Genomic DNA, 21,342 nt, shown 5'->3' on the forward strand with positions numbered 1-21,342 from the left:
CCAAGCACCAAGCCGCCATGACATCCGCCAATATCCAACCCGCCACACCATGCCTTCTTGCCCCCCCTTGTTGCCATTGAGTGCCTGGATTCCACCGGCCAATCTCGCAGGTCTGTTCACCGACATCGACGACACCCTGACCACCGAGGGCGCCATCACGCCCGACGCACTGCAGGCGCTGGCTGACCTGAAGGCGGCGGGCCTGGTGGTCATTCCCATCACCGGGCGGCCGATTGGTTGGTGCGAGCCTTTCATGGCGGGGCCTGCCGGTTCGACCTGGCCTGTCGATGCCATGGTGGCAGAGAACGGTGCCGTGGCATTTACCCCGGGCTCCAGCCCGCAACAACCGCTGGTCAAGCGCTACCAGCAAGACACCACCACGCGCAGCGCCAACCAGGCGCGCATGCGTGAGATCGCCGCCCAGGTGGCTGCGGAAGTGCCAGGTGTCGCACTCAGCCGCGACAGCGCCGGGCGTGAGACGGACCTGGCCTTTGATTACGCAGAGTTCGACCGGCACGCGCACGACACCGTGGAGCAGGTGCTGGCGGTGCTGCAGCGCGCCGGCATGCAGACCACGGTGAGCAGCATCCACATCCACGGCTGCTTCGGCGACTTCAACAAATGGCAGGGTGCCAACTGGATCGTGCGCGAGCTGCTGGGCCGCGACTTGGCGCAGGAGCTGGATCGCTGGGTGTTTGTGGGCGACTCGGGCAATGACCAGGCGATGTTCCAGCACTTCACCCACAGCGTAGGCGTGGCCAACATCGCGCGGTTTGCTCCGCAGCTCACACATCTGCCACGCTATGTGACGCAGGGCGAACGGGGCGCGGGGTTTGCCGAAGTGGCGCGGGCGATCCTGGCGGGGCGCTGACTGTCAGCGAAGCAAGCGCAGCAGGCAACAGAGGGCGGTCGCTACAGCCCCTGGATGATCGACGCGGCGGGGCTGGCCCCCCCCCCGAGACGGCACAGTGCACGCAAGACCTCCAGGAAGCAGTTTTGACTGAAAACGCCTGCTTGCGCTAGTGGAATATGCCGTGATAGCTATTATTTTAATAGCACGACCATCAAGCCTTGAGGAAGATATCGGTATCCGGCGCAAAACACGCATGCAGCGGCAGCAGCGCTCCGCCCAGCGCGCGGGCGTCCGAGCCCATGGTGCCCAGCTCCAGGCGGGGGGGCTGGTGCAGGCCTTCCCAGTTGTAGTCGGCCAGCGCGTGGCGGGCGCCTTCGCACAGGGCCTGCAGCAGCTCGGGGGCTGCGGCGCCATCGACCACCACGGCATCCAGGTCCAAAAACGCCGTGGCCGAGACGATGCAGTGCGCCAGGCCCGCCGCAGCGCGCGCAATCCAGCCCCGGCTGTGTTCCAGCCACGGGGCCTGCAGCACACGCTTGTCGTAGGCGGCCATAGGGTCGAGGCCATGTTCGCGAAAGCGCTGCTCCAGCTCCCACAGCGAGGCCTGGCTGATGAGCTGCGCGGGGGCCTGCCCGGGAAGGGCTGGTGACAGCGGCAGCGAGGCCACCGCGCCGGCATTGCCGTGCAAGCCCCGGTGCAGGTGCGAGTTGATGACCAGCCCGCCACCCACAAAGGTGTCCATGAACAGGTAAAGAAAACTCGGGATGTCGCGCCCGCGCCCCTGCAGCAGCTCGGCCACGCAGGCGGCGGAGGTGTCCTTGGCAAAGCTCACGGGCAGCTCGGTCATCTGCTGCACCTGCTCGGCCAGGTCGATGTTGTTCCAGGCTTCGGACTGGGCCTCGGTGAGCCCCAGCATGCGGTGCCAGCCGCCGAGCTGGAACGGCGCGGCCACGCCCACGCCCACCACGCGCGAGCGCAGTGGGCCCAGGCCGTCGAGCAGTTGGTTGAGGTGCGTGCGGATGGCGGGCAGCAGCACATCGATGTCGGGGAAGGCGTAATCGAGCACGATACGCTCGCGCACATGGCCGGTGAAGTCCACCAGCAGCCAGTCGGCACTGCGGCGGCCGATCTTGATGCCGATGGCAAAGGCGCCGTCGGGGTTCAGGCCAATCGGTACCGAGGGCTGGCCTACGCGGCCGCGCACGGGCGCTTCGCGGCGCAGCAGCTGGTCTTCGTCCAGCCGGGCGGTGATGAGGCCGATGGTCTGCGCCGTGAGGCCCGTGACCCGCGCCATCTCGGCCTTGGCCAGGCTGCCATGGGTGCGCAGCGCCTGCAGCACCACGCGCTCGTTGAACTGGCGCAGCCCCACATGGTTGGAGCCGCGCTGGCGCAGCAGCGCGGGGCTGGCGGCAGCGTTGTCAACGGCGGGTAGGGATGCGTCGGTGTCCAGCATGGTGATGAAACGATCAGGCGTTCAGAGTGTCGCCGATGACGCCCTTGCGCAGCAGGAAGTTGCCCCAGGGCTGCAGCTCTCCCGTCACCACGATGGCATAGGCCTTCTTGACGCGCTCGTAGAACGCAAAACGCTCCACGCCTTCGGCCTGCTCGCTGGCCACGCCCTCGCGTGCCAGCACGTCCATGGTTTCGCGCTGCAGGGCCGATCGGTACGGCACCTCGGTGCCGCCCACCTGCATGTAGGCCACGGGGTGCGGCACGTCTTGCGCCAATGGCAGCACGCTGGCCACGGCCTGCACGGCGCGTGCCATGCCAATGCCGGGCAAGCGCAGCACGGGCTTGCCCGCGCCCAGGCTCATTGCAGTGAAGTTGGCGTCGGCCAGCACGATGGCGTCGTCGTGGCCCATCTCGGCCAGCACCTTGAGCAGGTCGGGGGTCAGCAGGGGATCAATGTTCTTCAGCATGGGGGCGTTTCAGGCAAGGCATTCAGCGGGCAGGTCGGACGCGGCCATGGCACCGGTCATCACGGCCACGGTATCGCTCATGCTGATCTTCTTGGGGTTGACGACGGCGGCGCGCTTGCCCAGGCGGGCGATGTGGATGCGGTCGGCAATCTCGAACACATGGGGCATGTTGTGGCTGATGAGGATGACGGGCAGGCCCTTGTCGCGCACGCGGCGGATCAGCTCCAGCACCATGTTGCCCTCCTTCACGCCGAGGGCGGCAGTGGGCTCGTCCATGATGACGACATGGCGCGCAAACGCTGCCGCGCGCGCCACGGCCACGCACTGGCGCTGGCCGCCCGAGAGGGTCTCCACCGCCTGCGTCATGGAGCGGATGCCGACCTTCAGCTCGGCCATGCGGGCCACGCTTTCTTCCAGCATCTTTTTCTTGTCGAGCATGCGCAGCGCGCTGCCCAGCACACCGGGGCGGCGCAGTTCGCGCCCCAGGAACAAATTCTCGGCAATCGTCATGGCCGGGGCCACGGCCAGGTCCTGGTACACGGTTTCGATGCCCGCTTTGCGCGCGTCGATGGGGCTTTTGAACTGGATGCGCTGGCCGTCGAGCAGGATCTCACCTTCGTCGGGCACGGTGGCGCCGGACAGCGCCTTGATGAGACTCGACTTGCCCGCGCCGTTGTCGCCGATCACGGCCAGGATTTCACCGGCGCGCAGTTCAAAGTCGGCGCCATCCAGCGCGGTGACCTGCCCGTAGCGCTTGACCAGGCCCTTGGCCTGCATGACCAGCGGGGCGTTCGTGGTGTGTGGGGAGTTGGTCATGATCAACGCACTCCTTTGCGCGAGAGTTGGTCGGTGGCCACGGCCAGGATCACGAGGATGCCGGTGACCAGGATCTGGTAGACCGACGACACGCCCATGAGCGTGAGCCCGTTGCGGAACACGCCCACAATCAGCGCCCCCACCAGCGTGCCCAAAATCATGCCGCGCCCGCCAAACAGGCTGGTTCCGCCCAGCACCACGGCGCTGATGGCGTCCAGGTTTTCCGTCTGTCCGGCATTGGGGTCGCCCGCGCCGGTGCGCGCCACCGACAGCACCGACGCGATGCCGTAGAACAGGCCCGCCAGCACATACACGCCCAGCAGCACCTTGTCGGTGGCAATGCCGGTGAGGCGCGTGGCCTCGGGGCTGTTGCCCACGGCGTACACGTGGCGGCCAGGCGCGGTTTCGCGCAGCGCAAACCAGGTGACGAGGTACAGCACCAGCATGAGCACCGCGCCCCACACGATGGCGGTCTGCCCGAGCTGGAAGGTATTGCCCAGTGCGGTCATGCCAGCCGGGATGTCGGTGATGGTCTGCGCGCCAGAGTACAGCTGCGTGGCGGCAAATGCGATGTTGAGCGTGCCCAGGGTCACGATGAAAGGCGGCAGCTTGATCTTGGTGACCAGCAGGCCGTTGACCAGCCCGAACAGCATGGTCACCGCCATGCCACAGGCAATCGCCACCGGGGCCGACAGGCCATAGTCCGCCGCCATCTTGGTCATCACGATGCCGCCCAGCGCCATCACCATGCCACACGACAAATCGATGCCCGCGGTGAGGATGACCAGCGTCTGGCCAATGGCGATGACCGCCACCACCATGACCTGCTGCAGGATCAGCGCGAAGTTCTGCGCCGACAGAAAACGCTCGCTCTGCGTGGCAAAAAAGGCGCACGCCAGGATCAGCGCGATGAACGGCCCCAGCGTGGCCAGCGGCGGTAGTTTGGAAGCGGTCGAGGACATGGCGGCTCCGTGCGGGTGGACAAAGGTGGCGCTCAGAAAGCAGTTGACGGTTGGGAGCCGATCGCAAAACTCAGCGAAGCGGTTCTGGCTAGGCGCTGCGTCGCAGGCAGTACGGTAGTACGACAAGACGCAGCAACGACGCCAGAAGAGTTTTGAGAACGGCTCTTACTTGGCGCCCCAGCACAGGTCGGTGCCGGTCTTCACATCCTTGCTTTCCACGCCCGCCATGGGCTTGGCAGCGATCAGCGTCACGCCCGTGTCGGTGTAGCCGCTGACCTTCTTGCCGGTCTTGGCGTATTCCACGCCTGCCGCCACGCCCATGGCCGCCATGCGCAGCGGGTACTGCTGGCTGGTGGCGGCGATCACGCCCTTGCCCACGTCGGCAATGCCTGCGCAGCCGCCGTCCACCGAGACGATGAGCACGTTCTTCTCCTTGCCTGCGGCCTTGAGCGCGTTGTAGGCACCGGCGGCGGCGGGCTCGTTGATGGTGTAGACGATGTTGATGTCGGGGTTCTTCTGCAGGCAGTTTTCCATGCCGGTCTGGCCCTTGGCGCGGTCACCAAAACTGTCGGCCATGCACACCACTTCGGCGGGGCGCGACAACTCATTGCTCTTGGCATCGTTAGCCTGCAGGCCAAAGCCCTTCAGGAAGCCGTTGTGCCGCTGTGCGCCCACGGGGTGACCGGGGAACAGGTCCAGCGTGGCGATCACGGGCTTCTTGCCCGCCGCGGCGGCCTTGGCGTATTGGCCGATCAGCTCGCCCGCCTTGTAGTTGTCTGTGGCAAACAGCGCGTCCGTCGCATCCATGGGCTCGGTGGGGCTGTCCAGCGCAATCACCATCACGCCGCGTGCCTGCGCCTTCTTGATGGCGGGCACGATGGCCTTGGCGTCGCTGGGGGTGATGAGGATGGTCTTGGCGCCCGCGGCGATCAGGTTCTCCATGGCCGTGACCTGGCCCGCGTTGTCGCCATCGGTCTTGCCCGCCGCCGACACCAGCTTGGCGCCCAGCTTCTTGGCCTCGGCCGTGGCGCCCTCTTTCATCTTCACGAAGAAGGGGTTGGTCTCGGTCTTGGTGATGAGGCCGATGACGGGCTCGGACGTCTGTGCCTGGGCCAGGCCACAGGCCAGGGCGCCGGTGAGGGCAAGGGCAGAAAGCGCGAAGGCGGGGGTGCGTTGCATGGCGTTGTCTCCGGGTTGTGGGATGGCAGATTCCTGTCGGCCCCGTGCTGCGCGGCTGGCAGGTGAACCACTCTTGTCGGGTGGATGGGATCGAACTATAGTGGCCGACTAGTTAATAAATCAAGTGGATTTACTTATGGTTTTCCCTATCCAGTCCGCCGACTCCAGGCCCGCCCACACCGCACCGCCGCTGCGGGTGGCCACGGCGGGCGAGGCCTTGTTTGACCTGATCGAAGAGCCCGATGGCCGCCTCAAGCCCTGCGCGGGCGGCGCGGTGTACAACCTCACGCGAGCGCTGGGTTTGCAAGGGGTGGGCACGCAGTACCTCAACCCACTGTCGGGCGACATGCTGGGGCGGCAATTGGCGCGCGGCCTGCACGATGCTGGCGTGGCCCTGGCAGCGCCCACGCCGGTGCGTGCGCCCAGCGCGCTGGCCCTGGCCGCGTTGGATGCCGAGGGCAAGGCCAGCTACAGCTTCTACCGCGACGGCGTGGCCGACCGCCAAGTGACGGCCGCTGCGCTGACGGCTGCTTGCGCCGCATTACCAGAGCTGCAAGTAGTGGCCACGGGCTGCCTGGCGCTGGTGGCACAAGATGCCGCCATCTACCAACCCTGGCTGGCGGCGCAACGCACAGCCGGCCGCATGGTGGTGGTCGATGCCAACCTGCGCCTATCGGCCGTGGACGATGCGGAGGCCTACCGCGCCAATGTGAAGGCCGCCCTGCAGCACGCCCACCTCATCAAGGTGAGCGACGACGACCTGGAAGCGCTGGCCGTGCCGGGCACCACTGCGCTGGAACGCGCCCACTGTTTGCAGCAGCAAACACAGGCGCAATGGCTTGCCCTGACCCTGGGGCCGGAAGGTGCCTGGCTGCTGCAACGCGACGGCTTGGCCGTGCATGCGCGCGAAGAGGCGCCGATCACGGTGGTGGACACGGTGGGCGCGGGCGACTGTTTTCTTGCGGGTTTGATCACCGCCTGGCTGGCAGGGCCTGAGCGGGGCGAAGAAGCCCTGACTTTGCGCACGGGTGGCCTGACGGCGCCCGTTGCGGAGGCCCGGCTGCGCGCCGTGCTGCACCATGCGCTGGCCAGCGCCAGCCACTGTGTGGAGCGGGCGGGCTGCACGCCCCCCCGTTACGAAGAAGTGCAAGAGCGGCTGGCGTTGCGGCGCTCAGCGACCGCAGCGGGCCAATAACACTTACTCGGCGGGTTTGGCGGCCGGCTTGCGGGCCCGGCTGCGTGGACGGGGAGCGGCCGCCTTGGTGGGAGCCGCGTCTTGTGCCTCAGCGGCTGGTGCCTCGGCCGCAGAAGCCGATGCCCCGGCATCTGTAGCACCGCCCGCATGCGCCACGGCACGCGCGCCACGCGCTCGGGGCGTGGCAGCAGTCTTGGGGGCGCTGGCAGCGGGCTTGGCACCGCCTCCACTGCGTGCGCGGCTGCGGCGAGGGGCTGCAGGCTCGGCACCATCGTTCTCAGCAGGTATCTGCTCTGCCGGGGCCTCGGAGCCATCCAACGCTTCGGCGCGCGCATCCTGCTCAGGGCTGCTGTCGATCACCCGCTCCAATGGCCCGGCCTCGTGGGCCACCGGCTGGCTGAAATAGCGGCTGGCCGGGCGCTCTGACGGCACATCCGCCTGCTCGGACGCCCGTGGCTCCTGGTTCGAGTCACTGCGCGGCTCGCTGCGCTGCGTGGAGCGAGTGTCCGGGCGGTCTGCGCCCTCACCACGGCGCCCCCGGCTGCGGCCCGGCGCGCCCTGCCCTTCACCACTGTCAGAACGCAGATCGGGTGCCGTCGCCACCGCATGAAAGTCGTGCCGCGTGGCGCCGCCCTGGCTGGCTCGCTCACCGGATCCTTCAGGCCGCGCGGCGGCGGCCGTCGGCCCACCGTGGCTGCGGAACACATACGCACCCGATTTTTCATCGCGCCCAAACTCCAGCAGGCCGCGCGCCTGCGCTTCTTCGAGCAGGTTGCCAAAGGTGCGGAAGCCATACCGGCCTTCGCTGAAATCGGGCTTGCGGCGCTTGATGGCCTCCTTGAGCACCGACGCCCAGATCTTGCCGGTGTCGCCGCGCTCGGACAGCAGGGCTTCAAACGTTTCGGCCGCCAGCTCCACGCCCTGGGTGCGGCGCGCATCCTGGCTTTCCTTGCGGCTGCGCTCCTCTTCGGGGCTGCGGCGGGCTGCTGGTGGTGGGTTGCTGCCGGGGCTTTGGCGGCGGGCCTGGGCGCGCTGGTTTTCGCGCACCAGGTCGTCGTAGAAGATGAATTCGTCGCAGTTGGCAATCAGCAGATCGGACGTCGACTGCTTCACGCCCACGCCGATCACCTGCTTGTTGTTCTCGCGCAGCTTGGACACCAGCGGCGAGAAGTCCGAGTCGCCGCTGATGATGACGAAGGTGTTGACGTGCGACTTGGTGTAGCAGAGGTCCAGCGCGTCCACCACCAGGCGGATGTCGGCTGAGTTTTTGCCCGACTGGCGCACATGCGGGATTTCGATCAGCTCGAAATTCGCCTCGTGCATGGTGGCCTTGAAGCCCTTGTAGCGCTCCCAGTCGCAATAGGCCTTCTTGACCACGATGGAGCCCTTGAGCAGCAGGCGCTCCAGGATGGGCTTGATGTCGAACTTTTCGTACTGCGCATCGCGCACGCCCAGAGCGACGTTTTCAAAGTCGCAGAACAAGGCCATGCTGATGCTGTCGGAGGGGGATGCCATATCGTGTGTGAGTTCCGTTCAATGCTGCGGATCATCACACGGAACGCATTGCACCCTCCGAAGGGAGTGGCCTCAGGTGGGTTTGGCCAAGCCCAATTTCTCCACCAGCGCCTTCTCGCGCGTGAATGTGTCCTGCGCAAACTTCTTGTACGCCGACGTGCTCATGTACATCGGCACCATGTCATAGCGCGCCAGGGCCGTGCGATAGCTCTCCTGCTCCATGGCCTGCTTGAAGGCATCGTGCAGGCGCTTGACCACCGCATCGGGTGTGCCCTTGGGTGCACCGATGCCAAAGGGCGAGTTCTGCACCAGGTTCAGGCCCAGCTCCTTGAGCGTGGGCGCGTCGGGGAACTTGGCCAGGCGCTCGGCGCCCCAGGTGTTGAGCACGCGCAGCTTGCCCGCCTCGACCTGCGGTGCAAAACCGGTGGAGTCGGCCGCCGCCATGATCTGCCCGCCCAGGATGGACTGCATCAGGTCGGCACTCCCCTTGTAGGGCACGTGCAGCAGCTCCAGGCCCAGCTGCTGCGCGATCAGCTCCATGGTCAGGTGCGGGCTGGTCATGGTGCCGGTGGAGCCGTAGCTCAGCTTGCCGGGGTTGGCCTTGGCCCAGGCCACGAAGTGCGTCCAGGTCTTGAGCGGGGAGTCGGCAGGTACCACCAGGCCAAACGCGTAGCCGGTGACGTTGAGCACGTAGCTGATGTCCTTGACCGGGTCCCAGTTGATCTTGGTGGTGTAGGGCAGGCGGAACACGCCCAGCGGAATCTGCGCCACCGTGTAGCCATCGGCCGGAGACGTTTGCAGCTGCTGCGCGGGCAAGGTGCCGCCGGCGCCGGGCTTGTTCTCCACGATCACGGGCTGGCCCAGGATCTTGCTGGCGTTGTCGGCCAGCGACCGCATGGTGATGTCGGTGGGGCCACCGGCCGGGAAGGCGATGACCAGCTTGATGGGCTTGTTGGGAAAGCTCTGGGCCTGCGCCAGGAATGCGGGGGCAGCGAGGCTGGCGGCTCCCCATTGGATGATCTGGCGACGTTGCATGGCGAGGCTCCTGAAAATGCAAAAACAAAGACTTCGCCATTGGACTGCAGGCCGCGCTGCGAGGGCATGCGGAAACCCCCTAGCCGCTGTCGCCCAGGCGCCAGCGCGCAGCCCTTGCGCTGGTGCACCGCCCGGGTCGCATCACGCCTTGTAGGTGGACAACAAGATGCTGGTTTCGGTGTTGCCAATGCCGGGCGTGAGGCGAATGCGGCCCAGGGCCGCGTCAAACGCCTCCAGGCTCTCGGCACGCACCTCGGCCACGATGTCCCAGCGGCCATTGGTGGTGTGCAGCGTCCCCACCGTGGGCTCGCCGCGCAGCGCCCGGATGACGGCAGGGGCGGCATTGCCTTCGACCGCAATGCTCATCCACGCACGGATGCGCTGCGGCTCGGAATCAGGGCGCAGGCGCACGGTGTAGCCGGTGATGACGCCGCTCTCTTCCATCTTGTGCAGGCGGTTCTGCACCGTGCCGCGCGATACGCGCAGCTTTTGCGCCAACGTGGCCACAGGGGTGCGCGCGTCCGCACGCAAGATGCTGATGATTTCGCGGTCGGTGTCGTCGAGCTTGGTCATAGTGGGCTTCAAAACTGGCAGAACGGCAATTTATCAGCCATTTTGACCAGTTATGAGGCTAGAGGATAGCAGGGGCTGCCAAGAAAATTCTGGAACTTCTTCCCGCTTCTTTCACACCCAGCCCCGCCATGCACGCCTCAGTCCAAGCCCCCAGCGCCGTTGTGATGGTGCGCCCCCACCGCTTTCGCCCCAACCCCGAAACCGCCGCCGACAACGCCTTTCAGGTGCGCACCGCGCAGCTGGCGGCCCCAGACACCTCGCGCCGCGCGTTTGCCGAGGTCACTGCTACTGCAGAGCGCCTGGAGGGCGCAGGGGTGCGCGTGCACCTGTTCGACGACCCCGGCGAGCACGACACGCCCGACGCAGTGTTCCCCAACAACTGGTTCTCCACCCACGCGGGCGGCCATGTGGCAATCTACCCCATGTACGCCAGGAGCCGGCGGCGCGAGCGGCGCAGCGATGTCATCGAGTTGCTCAAGGCCGAGTACCGCGTGCAGGACGTGATCGACTACTCGGGACTGGAGGCCGATGGCATGTTTCTGGAGGGCACCGGTGCGATGGTCCTGGACCACATCGGCCGCATTGCCTACACCGCGCAATCGAACCGCGCCGACCCCGTGGCTCTGGAGCGCTTTTGCACGCACTTCAACTACGAGCCCATGGTCTTTGCCACGGCCGACGACGAGGGCCAGCCCTGCTACCACACCAACGTGATGCTCTGCATCGGCACCACGTTTGCGCTGGGTGGCTTTCACATGATCACCGACCCTGCGCGGCGAGCGGCCGTGTGCGAGCGCCTGCGCGAAACGGGCCGCGAGGTCATCGCCCTGAGCCCCCACCAGATCAGGGAATTTGCCGGCAACGCGCTGGAGCTCTCGGGCGCCCAGGGCCGGGTGCTGGCGCTGTCGGCGCGCGCCGCTGCCAGCCTCACACCGGCGCAGCGTGCCACCATCGAGCAAAGCGCCCGCTTGCTGCCGTTGGACGTGCCAACCATCGAACTGGCGGGTGGATCGGTGCGCTGCATGCTGGCGGGCGTGCACCTGGCCCGGCGCAGTGCGGGGGGCTGAAATTTCAGTCCAATTCACTGCTTGCGCTAGTCGAACATGCCCGAATAGCTATTGAATTTATAGCATGCTACTTCAACTGGTTGCCTGGTGGCGGGCCCTGCACGTCCAGCCGCGCATCACAACCCACGCCCGATGCGATCCAGCGCCGCGCCAGCGCCGACATGGCGCGCACTGCCCAGGGGTGGGTGAGCCCCGTCACCCCGGCCGGATCGGCCACCATGCCACACCAGTAGCGCTGGTCCACATCGCTCCAGCGCAGGGCTACGCAGGCGCCACTGCGGCGGCGCGAGACCAGTACCCCCAGCGGACAGGGTTCCGCCAGGCAACACAGACCACAGCCATTGCAGGGCGCACCCTCGGCCGGCTTGGCAGGTGCTTCGGGGTGCAGCCACACCACGGTGGTTGGGTGAGGGGGTGGTACGGGCATGGACGATGGGTAGCGTGCAGCGCGGCCACAGCGCCGCACGCGCACCGATGCATTGTGCCGCCAGCAAACCGCTGCGCGCACCGGGATCGCAGGTACACAGGTTCGCCCAGCCCTGCGCCGCAACCCGTGGGCCAGCGGTGTGCACCCGCCCCGCGCACGCCCCATAAAAAAGCCCCTGCCGCTATCGCAGCTGGGGCTGAACCGGCCGAAGGGACCGGGGAGGGAGACAAGCAATGAGATCTTGAACCGAGTCTCAGAGGCGCAAAACGCGGACTCAACAACCCGAAGGACGGTTGGGGCGCATGGGCACGATGCCGCTGACGCGCAGCGTGGCGCCAGATCCGTCCGACGCCGTCAGCGTCTTGCCGCTGAAGCGCACCTGGTCGCTTTCGCGGACCACGGCAGTGTCGGTGGGTTCGCCGCTGCCGTATTCCTTGCCATCGAACGTCAGGAACACCTGGTGCAGGCTGGTGGCGTCGGGGCGGTAACGGATATCGCCAAAGGCCGTGGCCGATGAGCCCACCTTGTTGGCGCCATCAAACCGGAAGGTGCACAGCTCCGGCACCGAACCGACAGGGTTCTTCTTGTCCACATCGGTGAGGTTGAGAGCGCCGTTGCCATACACGCCATTCAGGCCGTCGATGGTGGCGTTGCTGACTGTCAGCACACCGGGCTCATTGCTGGGAGATGGGTCGTCGTCATTGCCACCGCCACAGGCCACCAGCAACACGGAGGTGGCCGCCAGAGCGGTACAGGTCTTGAGGAATTTGAATGCGTTCATGGTGATGGGTGTCCTTGAAATGTGGATGGAAGGTGGGGAGCCGATCCCCTGCAATCCATCGTAGGAAGCCCACCCCATGCAGCGCGTGCGCCTTGTTCTGCGCAGTGCGTAGGACAGAGGCCGACAGGGCTGTGCGCCAACCACCAGGCTGGCCCAGCCTCCTGCCGTCAGCCCTGCACGCCTCAGCGGGCCAGCACGGGCGCGAGGGCCTTGCCGGTATGGGTCCCCGCCGCCACCACGTCTTCGGGCGTGGCCGCCGCCACGATGCGGCCGCCTGCGCCACCGCCCTCGGGCCCCAGGTCCAGGATCCAGTCGGCTTCGGCGATCACATCGAGGTCGTGCTCGATCACGATCACGCTGTGGCCGCCATCGACCAGGCGGTGCAGCACGCGGATGAGCTTGTCCACGTCGGCCATGTGCAGCCCCACCGTGGGCTCGTCCAGCACATACAGCGTATGCGGCGCCTTCTGGCCCCGGCGGCCCACCTCATCGCGCACCTTGGTGAGTTCAGTCACCAGCTTGATGCGCTGCGCCTCGCCACCGCTGAGCGTAGGTGACGGCTGGCCCAGCGTGAGGTAGCCCAGGCCCACGTCCTGCAATAGCTGCAGCGGATGCGCAATGCTGGGCATGCTGGCAAAGAAGCCCACCGCCTCGTCCACCTCCATCTGCAGCACATCGCCAATGCTCTTGCCGCGCCAGGTCACGGCCAGCGTTTCGGGGTTGAAGCGCGCGCCGTGGCAGGTCTCGCAGGGCACCTTCACATCGGGCAAGAAGCTCATCTCGATGGTGCGCACGCCCGCGCCTTCGCAGCTGGGGCAGCGGCCTTCGCCGGTGTTGAAGCTGAAGCGCCCTGCGGCATAGCCGCGTGCCTTAGCCTCCAGCGTTTCAGCAAACAGCTTGCGGATGGTGTCCCAGAAGCCGATATAGGTGGCGGGGCATGAACGCGGCGTCTTGCCGATGGGCGTCTGGTCCACTTCGAGCACGCGGTCGATGCTCTCGAAGCCCGACAGGCCCGTGCAACCCACCAGCGGCGGTGCCTTGCCTGCATCCATGGCATCGCGCCCGGCCTTGGTACTGCGCTGCTGCACCCAGGCCTGCACGTTGGCCAGCAGCACATCGCGCGCCAGGGTGGACTTGCCCGAACCGCTCACGCCCGTCACTGCCACCAGGCGGTGCAGCGGCACGGTGGCCGTCACGTTCTGCAGGTTGTGCAGCTGCGCGCCGTGCACCGTGAGCCAGCGCATGGCGGCGCGTTCCTTGGCCTCGGTCAGCGCGTCTGCAGCCAGCGATGCAGCCTGCGCCGCACGCTTCTTGACGGCCGCGCTTTGGCGGCCGGTGGGCGCGGCCGCCTCGGCCTGGGCAAAGGCGGCTGTGGCCTCAGCGCTCACCTCGCCGGGCGCCATGCTGCGGCGCAGCTGCAGCGGGTGCTTCATCGCGTGCAGCAGGTAGCGGCCGGTTTGCGAATCCTCCGCGCCCGTGATGTCGGCCACGCTGCCCTGCGCCACCAGGCGCCCGCCGCGTTTGCCCGCGCTGGGGCCGATGTCGATGATGTGGTCGGCGCGGCGGATGGTGTCTTCGTCGTGCTCCACCACCACCAGCGTGTTGCCCTTGTCGCCCAGCTTGTGCAGGGCGTTGAGCAAAATCTGGTTGTCGCGCGCATGCAGGCCGATGGTGGGCTCGTCGAGCACGTAGCACACGCCCTGCAGGTTGCTGCCCAGCTGCGCGGCCAGGCGGATGCGCTGGGCCTCGCCACCGCTGAGCGTGGGCGCACCCCGGTCCAGCGTGAGGTAGCCCAGGCCCACTTCTTCCAGAAATTCGAGGCGGCTCTGGATCTCGGGCACCAGGTCACGGGCAATGTCGGCCTCGCGCGCCGTCATGCCACCTTCAATGCGCAGGGTCTCGACCCAGCGGCGCACATCGGTCACGGACAGCGCGGCAATGTCGGTAATGCCCACACCGGCAAACTGCACAGCACGCGCGGTGGCGTTCAGGCGTGTGCCGCTGCAGCTCGGGCAGGCCGTGTCGGCCAGGTCTTCCACCTCGGGCTCGGCAAAGGTCTGCTCGCGGCCTTTTTCCTTGTCGTCCTGCACCGAGTCGTCAAACACCTTGCGCTGGTCCTTGGTGAGCTTGACGCCGGTGCCCACGCAGTCGGGGCACCAGCCATGTTTGCTGTTGTAGCTGAACAGGCGCGGGTCCAGCTCGGCATAACTGGTGGCACACACGGGGCAGGCGCGCTTGGTGGAGAACGCCTGCAGCGTGCCAATACCGGCCGTGGGCTGGCCGCCCTCCATGGCCTCACGCAGGCCTGTGATGCCCGAGAGAACATGCACCACGCCCTTGCCGTGCGTGAGCGCATCGGCCAGCGCGGTGCGCAAAGCCGCTTCGTTCTCGGGCGACACATCGAGGCTGGCCACGGGCAGCTCGATGGTGTGTTCCTTGAAGCGGTCGATGCGCGGGAAGTTGGTGGTCGGCAAGAAGTTGCCGTCCACCCGCAGGTGCGTGTAGCCCCGTGGGCGGGCCCAGTCGGCCAGTTCGGTGTAAACGCCCTTGCGGTTCATCACCAGCGGCGCGAGCAGGCCGATGTGTTGGCCGCGGAACTGCGTGAGCAGCTGCGCGGCGATGCTCTCGGGCGTCTGCGGCTGCACGGCGGCGCCGTCCTTCACGCAGTGCTGCGTGCCGAGCTTGACGTACAGCAGGCGCAGGAAGTGCCACACCTCGGTGGTGGTGCCCACGGTGGACTTGCGCCCGCCGCGCGACAGGCGCTGCTCGATGGCGACGGTAGGCGGAATGCCGTACACCGCATCCACCTCGGGCCGGCCTGCAGGCTGCACGATGGAGCGCGCATAGGCATTGAGGGATTCGAGGTAGCGACGCTGGCCTTCGTTGAACAGGATGTCAAACGCCAGCGTGGACTTGCCCGAGCCGCTCACGCCCGTCACCACATTGAACTTGCCACGCGGGATGTCCACGCTCAGGTTCTTGAGGTTGTGTTCCTTCGCATTGACGATTTCTATGGCGTTTTTGGCCGCAGGCGCTAGATCCATATGCGCAAGGCGCTCTGATTTTCGTAGCGCCGCAGCCTTTTCGTGCACCGAGTGGCCGCCCACGCCCAGCGCCAGTTCGTAGTCGCGCAGTGCCTGCCCGGTGTGGGATGTAGCGTGGGCTCGCACGTCCTCGGGCGTGCCCTCGGCCACGATGAGGCCACCTGCGTAGCCGCCTTCCGGCCCCAGGTCGATCAGCCAGTCGCTCGCGCGGATCACGTCCAGGTTGTGCTCGATGACGATGAGCGAGTGCCCCGCGTCGATGAGCTTGCGCAGTGCGCGCATCAGCTTGGCGATGTCGTCAAAGTGCAGGCCTGTGGTGGGTTCGTCGAACAGAAACAGGGTGCCCTTGCGCGCCACCGTCTGGCGCGATTTGCTTTGTACGCGTGCAGCCTCGGCCAGAAAGCCTGCGAGCTTGAGGCGCTGCGCCTCGCCGCCCGACAGGGTGGGCACGGGCTGGCCCAGCGCCACGTATTCGAGCCCCACGTCCACGATGGGCTGCAGCGCGCGGATCACGTCGCGGTCGTTCGCAAAGACGGCCGCAGCTTCGGCCACGGTCAGCGCCAGCACATCGGCCACATTCAGCGATTTGCCGCAGCGCTCAATGGTGATCTCCAGAATCTCGGGCCGGTAGCGCTTGCCGTCGCAGTCGGGGCAGCGCAGGTACACGTCGCTCAGAAACTGCATCTCCACATGCTCAAAGCCCGAGCCGCCGCAGGTGGGGCAACGCCCGTCGCCGCTGTTGAAGCTGAACTTGGCGGCGGTGTAACTGCGCTGCTTGGACAGCGGCGCCACGGCGAAGAGTTCGCGGATGCTGTCCCACGCGCCCACGTAGCTCACGGGGTTGGAACGTGCGGTCTTGCCGATGGGCGACTGGTCCACGAACACCACGTCCGACAGGTGGTCGGCGCCCAGCATGCGGTCGTGCGCGCCCGGTGCATCCGTGGCCTTGCCGAAGTGGCGCAACAGCGCGGGGGCCAGTACATCCTGGATCAGGCTCGACTTGCCCGAGCCGCTCACGCCCGTCACGGTGACCAGGCGCTGCAGCGGAAATTCGACCGTCACATCCTGCAGGTTGTGCTCGCGCGCGCCTTCCAGGATGAGGCGCGGGGTCGATTCCGTCACCATGCGCTTGAAGCCAAAGCCCACATGCTTGCGCCCGCCCAGGTAAGCGCCGGTGAGCGTGTCGGCCTTGCGCAAATCCGCCGTGGTGCCATCGAACACGATCTGCCCACCCAAACGTCCCGGCCCGGGGCCCATGTCGATCATGCGGTCGGCCGCGAGCATCACGGCGGGGTCGTGCTCCACCACCACCAGGGTGTTGCCCGCGTCGCGCAGGCGCAGCATGGCCTCGGTGATGCGGTGCATGTCGCGCGGGTGCAGGCCGATGCTGGGCTCGTCCAGCACAAACAGCGTGTTGACCAGGCTGGTGCCCAGCGCCGTGGTCAGGTTGATGCGCTGCACCTCGCCGCCGCTGAGCGTGCGGCTTTGGCGGTCGAGCGTGAGGTAGCCAATGCCCACGTCGCACAGGTACTGCAGGCGCGTAGTGATTTCTTCGTGCAGCAGCTTCAGCGCCTGGGCATCGCCGCCCTTGGCGTCGTCACCCACCGGCAACTGCATGCGCGCAAAGAACTGGCGCAGGCGGTCGATGGGCAGCAGCATCAGGTCGTGCAGGCACAGGCCGGGCAGCGCTTCGAGTTGCTCGCGCGACCATTGCACCCCCTCGGGCATGAACCGTTTGCCAGGCTCCAGCACCGCACCGGCGTCTTCCTTGCGGCCGATGCGCCAGAGCAGGCTTTCGGTCTTGAGGCGTGCACCGGCGCAGGTGGGGCATGGCGTGTAGCTGCGGTACTTGGACAAGAGCACGCGGATGTGCATCTTGTAGGCCTTGCTCTCCAGGTATTCAAAAAAGCGCTTGATGCCGTACCACTGCTTGCTCCACTGGCCGTCCTTGTAGCCGGGCGCGCCGCCGATGACCCATTTCTTCTGGTCGTCCGTGAGCTTGTTCCAGGGCGTGTCGCGCGGGATGCCTGCCGCCTCTGCGTGGCGCATGAGGTCGTCCTGCGCTTCTTTCCATGCCGGCGTCTGGATGGTCTTGATGGCACCGGCGCGCAGGGTGAGCTTGTCGTTGGGGATGACCAGGCCGTAGTCCACGCCGATCACGCGGCCAAAGCCCCGGCAACTGTCGCACGCGCCCACGGCGGAGTTGAACGAGAAGGCCGAGGGGATGGGGTCGCTGTAGCGCAGGTCGCTGTCAGGGCAGTGCAGGCCGGTGGAGAAGCGCCAGAGTTCGGCGTCACCTTCGTCAACGAGACGATAGACATTCAGCCGCCCCGTGCCGCGCTTGAGCGCAACCTCGATGGCTTCGATCACGCGCGCCTTCTCGGCGTTGCCCAGGCGGAAGCGGTCGGCCACCACATCCAGCACCTTGCGCGGGCCGGTGGGCGTGGCCACTTCGCGCTCGGCCTGCACCTTGGTGAAGCCACTGGCAGACAGCCATTGCTCGACCTGCTCTGCGCTGGTGTTCGCAGGCAACTCCACGGGGAAGGTCAGAACGATGCGCGGGTCACCGGCCGCAGCGCAACGCGCGGCCAGCTCGGCATAGATGGTTTCGGGCGAGTCGTGCCGCACGGGCTGCGCCGTCTGCTTGTCGAACAACTGGCCGGCACGCGCGAACAACAGCTTCAGGTGGTCGTTCAGCTCCGTCATCGTGCCCACGGTGGATCGGCTGGAGCGGACCGGGTTGGTCTGGTCGATGGCAATGGCCGGGGGCACGCCCTCGACCTTGTCCACGGCGGGCTTGTCCATGCGGTCGAGGAACTGGCGCGCATAGGCGCTGAAAGTCTCCACATACCGGCGCTGGCCCTCGGCATAGAGCGTGTCGAACACCAGGCTGGACTTGCCCGAGCCACTGGGGCCCGTGACCACCGTGAGTTCTCCGGTACGGATGTCCAGATCCAGGTTCTTGAGGTTGTGCTGGCGTGCGCCGCGGATACGGATCAGTCCCTGGGTCATGGAAGCGGTCTTTCGGGTGTGAGGCGGGACATTCTAGGGACGCACCCGGCGTTTGCGCCTGCGCGCGCCGATTACCCCCGAGGCGCGCTGCGGTGCTTTGACCGTGGACAAAGCACAAGCAATGGAGCAGCGGCGGGCGAAAAGCGGGTGTCCGGGCCCGAAACATCGGTTTAGACTGCGGCCTCCACACAAAACAAGAGGAGACCGCCATGACAAAACAATGGCAACGGCGAGCGGCTGGCCTGGTCCTGGCGCTTGCGGCCAGTGCAGCCAGCCATGCCCAGATCCTGATCGGCCAGACCGCAGGTTTCAGCGGCCAGGTGGCTGCGGGCGTGAAAGAGACCACCGATGGCGCGCTGCTGTTCATCGACGCCATCAACGCCAAGGGCGGTGTCAATGGCCAGAAGATCGAGCTGATCTCCCTGGACGACAAGTTCGACCCCAAGCTGGCGGCCGAAAACGCCCGCACGCTGATCGAGGACAAGAACGTGTCGGCCCTGTTCCTCAACCGGGGCACACCCCACACCGAGGCCATCCTGCCACTGCTGGATAAACACGGCGTGGTGCTGGTGGCACCGTCCACCGGCGCCATGGTGCTGCACCAGCCGGTGCGCAAATACATCTTCAATGTGCGCGCCACCTACCAGCGCGAGGCCGAAAAGGCAATCACCCACCTGGCCTCCATGGGCATCACCCGCGTGGCACTGGTGTACGCGGACGACAGCTTTGGCGCCGACGGCATCCAGGGCGCGCAAAAGGGGCTGGCGGCCGCCAAACTGACGGCGGTGGTGTCTGAAAAATTCGACCGCGCCAAGCCCGACTTCGCCCCCATTGCCGCCAAGGTGGCCAAGGCCGATGCGCAGGCGGTGCTGATGGTGGCCTCGGGCTCTGCGGTGGTGGATGCCACCACCGCACTGCGCACGGCGGGCTCGGCCGCGCAGATCGTGACGCTGTCCAACAATGCCTCCAGCGGCTTCATCAAAAGCCTGGGGGCCAACGCGCGGGGCGTGATCGTGACCCAGGTGTTCCCCAACGAACGGGCCGTGACCTACCCGATGGTGAAGGAAGCCCAGGAGCTGGCCAAGACCAAGGGGCTCACCGAAATCAGCCCCGCCATGCTGGAAGGCTTTGCCGCCGCCAAGGTGCTGGTGGAAGGTCTCAAGCGCGCGGGCCCCAAGCCCACCCGCGAGAAGATCCAGGTCGCGCTGGAGAGCATCAAGAAGCTGGACCTGGGCGGTCTGGAGGTGAACTTCAGCCCCGAGGACCACACCGGGCTGGACTTTGCCGACCTGGCCATCATCGGCACGGACGGGCGCTTCCGCCGCTGAGCGCCCGCCTACGCGTTTTTACAGTTGTCCCGCGCGGGGGCGTCCCTACACTCGGGCGCTCCACACGCAGGAGACAACCCCATGAAGAAAACTGGCCTGGCCGGCGCGCTCTGCGCCCTGGCTGCCGCCCTGGGCATCGGTTCGGCCCATGCACAGATCCTCATTGGCCAGACGGTGGGCATCACCGGCTCGGCCGCCGCCACGGTGGCCGAATCCATGCAGGGCGCTGCCCTCTACATCGACCATGTCAATGCCAAGGGTGGCGTGGGCGGGCAGAAGGTGGAGGTGCTGTCGCTGGACGACAAGTTCGACCCCAAGCTGACCCTGGACAACACCCGCACCCTGATTGAACAAAAGGGCGTGATCGGCCTGTTCATGACCCGTGGCACGCCCCACACGCAGGGCATCATCCCGGTGCTGGAGCAGCATGGCGTGCCGCTGGTGGGTCCGTCCACCGGGGCGATTGCGTTGCACCAGCCGGTGAGCAAATATGTGTTCAACGTGCGGGCGCCCTACCAGCGCGAGGTGACCAAAGCCATTTCGCACCTGCACACGCTGGGCATCCAGCGCATTGGCGTGGTGCATGTGGACGACACGTTTGGCGCTGACGGGCTGGCGGGCGCACAGGCCGGATTCAAGGCCAACAACATCGAGGCGCTGTTCATCGAAAAGTTTGACCGTGCCAAGCCCGACTACAGCGCCATCGCCCCGCGCGTGGCCGGCAAGCAGCCCCAGGCCGTGATCTTCATCGGCACTGGCGCTGCGGTGGTCGACGGCATCAAGGCCTTGCGCGCCGCGGGCGTTGCCGGACAGATCGTCACCCTGTCCAACAACGCGTCGGGCGGGTTTGTGAAGGCCCTGGGCGACCAGGCCCGGGGCGTGGTGGTGACGCAGGTGTTCCCGTCCGAGCGCTCGCTCAACTACCCGGTGATCAAGGAGGCCATCGACCTGGCCAAGGCCAAGAACATCGGCGACCTGACGCCCGCCATGCTGGAGGGCTTCGTGAGCGCCAAGGTGCTGGTGGAAGGCCTCAAGCGCGCGGGTGCCAAGCCCGACCGCGCCAAGCTGCATGCGGGGCTGGAGAGCATCCACAAGTGGGACCTGGGTGGGCTGGAGCTGAGCTACAGCCCCACCGACCACAGCGGGCTGGACTTCTCCGACCTGTCCATCATCGGCACGGACGGCCGCTTCAAGCGCTGACGCGGCGCAAGCGCCCGCGCGTGACGACACGACAAAAAAAGGCCCTGCCAGCGATTGCTGGAAGGGCCTTTGTCATGCCGGGCAATGTGCTTATTGCGCGCTGGCAGCCGATGCAGGGGCTGCAGCGGGTGCCGGCGCGGCGGCGGCTGCGGGTGCAGCTGCGCTGGCGGGTGCCTCGGGGGCGTGAACCGCATCGGCACCGTGCTTTTCTCCACCCATGTCGGCCTTGTCGCCCGCCGTGATGATCACGTACATCGACAAGGCGGCAAACAAGACGAAGCCAACAACAATCTTCCACATATCAATATCTCCTGGGATGGGTTTGTTCAATCAAGGGGCCTGGCTGACGCGCAGGGTTGTGGGTTGTACTGGTGCGCGACACAAGCCCCTTGATGGAACACAGGGCCCGACCCTTGCGGGGCGGGCCCTGTACACC

General features: G+C 66.6%; 17 protein-coding genes. 5 read left to right on the forward strand and 12 right to left on the reverse strand.

Annotated elements, in window-relative coordinates:
* Positions 1–49 precede the first annotated feature (49 nt).
* Positions 50–871 (forward strand): HAD-IIB family hydrolase, encoded by an 822-nt coding sequence (locus tag C8C96_RS00200; RefSeq protein ID WP_199737417.1) that lies wholly within the window; start codon positions 50–52, stop codon positions 869–871.
* A gap of 193 nt (positions 872–1,064) precedes the next feature.
* Here the strand turns inward: C8C96_RS00200 and C8C96_RS00205 are convergent, their stop codons facing one another.
* The 5 genes from C8C96_RS00205 to C8C96_RS00225 all read right to left on the reverse strand — a co-directional run bounded on the left by C8C96_RS00205 (position 1,065) and on the right by C8C96_RS00225 (position 5,729).
* Positions 1,065–2,306, reverse strand: a complete 1,242-nt coding sequence (locus C8C96_RS00205) for an ROK family transcriptional regulator (RefSeq protein WP_121941059.1) — start codon at positions 2,304–2,306, stop codon at positions 1,065–1,067.
* A gap of 13 nt (positions 2,307–2,319) precedes the next feature.
* Positions 2,320–2,772 (reverse strand): RbsD/FucU family protein, encoded by a 453-nt coding sequence (locus C8C96_RS00210; RefSeq protein ID WP_057270393.1) that lies wholly within the window; start codon positions 2,770–2,772, stop codon positions 2,320–2,322.
* A 9-nt stretch (positions 2,773–2,781) separates the two neighbouring features.
* Complete coding sequence (locus tag C8C96_RS00215) at positions 2,782–3,588, reverse strand: ATP-binding cassette domain-containing protein (protein WP_121941060.1); 807 nt, start codon at positions 3,586–3,588, stop codon at positions 2,782–2,784.
* 2 nt (positions 3,589–3,590) lie between these two features.
* Complete coding sequence (locus C8C96_RS00220; RefSeq protein WP_121941061.1) at positions 3,591–4,550, reverse strand: ABC transporter permease; 960 nt, start codon at positions 4,548–4,550, stop codon at positions 3,591–3,593.
* 165 nt (positions 4,551–4,715) lie between these two features.
* Positions 4,716–5,729 carry a sugar ABC transporter substrate-binding protein gene (locus C8C96_RS00225; protein WP_121941062.1) on the reverse strand — a complete coding sequence of 338 codons (1,014 nt, stop codon included), beginning with the start codon at positions 5,727–5,729 and terminating at the stop codon, positions 4,716–4,718.
* Between the two features lie 136 nt (positions 5,730–5,865).
* Between C8C96_RS00225 and C8C96_RS00230 the strand changes: the two genes are divergently transcribed.
* Positions 5,866–6,924, forward strand: coding sequence for a PfkB family carbohydrate kinase (locus C8C96_RS00230; protein WP_121941063.1), 1,059 nt, complete (start codon positions 5,866–5,868; stop codon positions 6,922–6,924).
* A gap of 3 nt (positions 6,925–6,927) precedes the next feature.
* Here the strand turns inward: C8C96_RS00230 and C8C96_RS00235 are convergent, their stop codons facing one another.
* The 3 genes from C8C96_RS00235 to C8C96_RS00245 all read right to left on the reverse strand — a co-directional run bounded on the left by C8C96_RS00235 (position 6,928) and on the right by C8C96_RS00245 (position 10,047).
* Complete coding sequence (locus tag C8C96_RS00235) at positions 6,928–8,439, reverse strand: NYN domain-containing protein (RefSeq protein WP_121941064.1); 1,512 nt, start codon at positions 8,437–8,439, stop codon at positions 6,928–6,930.
* A gap of 72 nt (positions 8,440–8,511) precedes the next feature.
* Positions 8,512–9,474: a tripartite tricarboxylate transporter substrate binding protein gene (locus C8C96_RS00240; protein ID WP_121941065.1), complete on the reverse strand. Its 963-nt coding sequence runs from the start codon at positions 9,472–9,474 to the stop codon at positions 8,512–8,514.
* A gap of 141 nt (positions 9,475–9,615) precedes the next feature.
* Complete coding sequence (locus tag C8C96_RS00245; RefSeq protein ID WP_056057905.1) at positions 9,616–10,047, reverse strand: Lrp/AsnC family transcriptional regulator; 432 nt, start codon at positions 10,045–10,047, stop codon at positions 9,616–9,618.
* A 128-nt stretch (positions 10,048–10,175) separates the two neighbouring features.
* Between C8C96_RS00245 and ctlX the strand changes: the two genes are divergently transcribed.
* The gene (ctlX, locus tag C8C96_RS00250; protein ID WP_199737418.1) at positions 10,176–11,114 is read left to right on the forward strand and encodes a citrulline utilization hydrolase CtlX; all 939 of its coding nucleotides are present in this window, start codon (positions 10,176–10,178) and stop codon (positions 11,112–11,114) included.
* Positions 11,115–11,181: 67 nt separating this feature from the next.
* On the opposite strand, the gene C8C96_RS00255 is transcribed toward ctlX, so the two are convergent.
* From C8C96_RS00255 to uvrA, 3 genes are all read right to left on the reverse strand, one after another.
* The gene (locus tag C8C96_RS00255) at positions 11,182–11,541 is read right to left on the reverse strand and encodes a hypothetical protein (RefSeq protein ID WP_121941066.1); all 360 of its coding nucleotides are present in this window, start codon (positions 11,539–11,541) and stop codon (positions 11,182–11,184) included.
* A gap of 274 nt (positions 11,542–11,815) precedes the next feature.
* Complete coding sequence (locus C8C96_RS00260) at positions 11,816–12,322, reverse strand: hypothetical protein (protein WP_121941067.1); 507 nt, start codon at positions 12,320–12,322, stop codon at positions 11,816–11,818.
* Between the two features lie 182 nt (positions 12,323–12,504).
* Entirely contained in the window at positions 12,505–18,378 is a 5,874-nt protein-coding gene (uvrA, locus tag C8C96_RS00265; RefSeq protein WP_121941068.1) for an excinuclease ABC subunit UvrA, read from the reverse strand.
* Between the two features lie 209 nt (positions 18,379–18,587).
* Here uvrA and C8C96_RS00270 point away from each other — a divergent pair, with 209 nt between their 5' ends.
* Both C8C96_RS00270 and C8C96_RS00275 read left to right on the forward strand, forming a co-directional pair.
* On the forward strand, positions 18,588–19,706 hold the full coding sequence (locus C8C96_RS00270) for an ABC transporter substrate-binding protein (RefSeq protein WP_199737419.1): 1,119 nt from the start codon (positions 18,588–18,590) through the stop codon (positions 19,704–19,706).
* A gap of 81 nt (positions 19,707–19,787) precedes the next feature.
* Positions 19,788–20,906 carry an ABC transporter substrate-binding protein gene (locus C8C96_RS00275; protein ID WP_056743805.1) on the forward strand — a complete coding sequence of 373 codons (1,119 nt, stop codon included), beginning with the start codon at positions 19,788–19,790 and terminating at the stop codon, positions 20,904–20,906.
* Between the two features lie 90 nt (positions 20,907–20,996).
* On the opposite strand, the gene C8C96_RS00280 is transcribed toward C8C96_RS00275, so the two are convergent.
* Positions 20,997–21,206, reverse strand: coding sequence for a hypothetical protein (locus tag C8C96_RS00280; protein ID WP_056057887.1), 210 nt, complete (start codon positions 21,204–21,206; stop codon positions 20,997–20,999).
* Positions 21,207–21,342 lie beyond the last annotated feature (136 nt).

The organism is Acidovorax sp. 100, from assembly GCF_003688355.1.
Taxonomy (GTDB): Bacteria; Pseudomonadota; Gammaproteobacteria; order Burkholderiales; family Burkholderiaceae_C; genus Acidovorax; species Acidovorax delafieldii.